The organism is Nocardia sp. NPDC058640 (assembly GCF_042716995.1).
GTDB lineage: Bacteria > Actinomycetota > Actinomycetes > Mycobacteriales > Mycobacteriaceae > Nocardia.
In genome coordinates, this window is record NZ_JBHXRG010000068.1 from 1 (window position 1) to 1009 (window position 1009).

General features: G+C 62.9%; 1 protein-coding gene and 1 pseudogene. One reads left to right on the plus strand and one right to left on the minus strand.

All coding sequences use genetic code 11. From position 1 onward, the window contains the following. Positions 1-85: pseudogene (locus ACFWU5_RS29065) on the minus strand (IS200/IS605 family transposase); the annotation flags it as partial. A gap of 25 nt (positions 86-110) precedes the next feature. Here ACFWU5_RS29065 and ACFWU5_RS29070 point away from each other — a divergent pair. After that, positions 111-1009 (plus strand): RNA-guided endonuclease InsQ/TnpB family protein (locus tag ACFWU5_RS29070; protein WP_379270075.1); only part of this gene is annotated, 899 nt, incomplete at its 3' end.

Sequence of the window (1009 nt, forward strand, 5' to 3'; positions counted from 1 at the left end):
GCCGATATTTCGTGACGAAGACCAAATGGACATGCATGGCGGAAACAACACTGCGCCCACGCCTATAATCGTCGGTAGAAATCATAGGCCAATACAGTACATTCGATCTTGTGCAGCTCCGGTACAACTACCGCGTGTATCCAACGCCGGGCCAACAGGATTCGTTGGCTCGGGTGTTCGGTTGCGCACGCGTGGTGTACAACGATGCACTACGCGCCCGCCGCGATGCTTACGCCGCAGGGCTGCCCTACATCAAGGACTCGGCGTTGCAAACCAGGGTGATCACCGACGCCAAGCGGACACCGGAACGGGCGTGGCTGGCCGAAGTGTCCTCGGTGGCGCTGGTTCAAGCGTTGGGCGACCTGCACGTCGCCTTCCGTAACTTCTTCGCCTCCGTGGCTGGGAAGCGCAAGGGCGGCAGGATCGCGGCTCCCAGGTTCCGGTCCCGCAAGGACAACCGGCAGGCGGTCCGGTTCACCCGCAACGGTTTCTCGCTGCGCCCGAACCGGCGACTGTATATCGCCAAGGTCGGCGAACTGAAGGTCGCGTGGTCGCGGGAACTTCCCGCCGACCCGTCGTCGGTCACGATCGTCGGGGATGCCGCGGGCCGGTATTTCGCGTCGTTCGTTGTCGAAGTGAACGCGCAGCCGTTGCCGCCGGTGGACTCCGAGGTCGGAATCGATCTCGGCTTGACGACGTTCGCGGTCCTGTCGAACGGCAAAACCATCGCCTCGCCGAAGTTCTTCCGCCGCGCCGAACGAACACTCCGCAAGGCACAGAAAGCGTTGTCCCGCAAGGACAAAGGCTCGAAGAACCGGGCGAAAGCCCGGATCAAGGTCGCTGCTGCTCATGCGAGGGTGGCCGACACGCGCCGGGATTGGGCGCACAAACAGTCCACGACGATCATCCGCGAAAACCAAGCGGTTTACGTCGAGGACCTGTGTGTGAAGGGCTTGGCCCGGACCCGGTTGGCGAAGTCGGTGCACGACGCCGGGTGGGGCATGTTCAC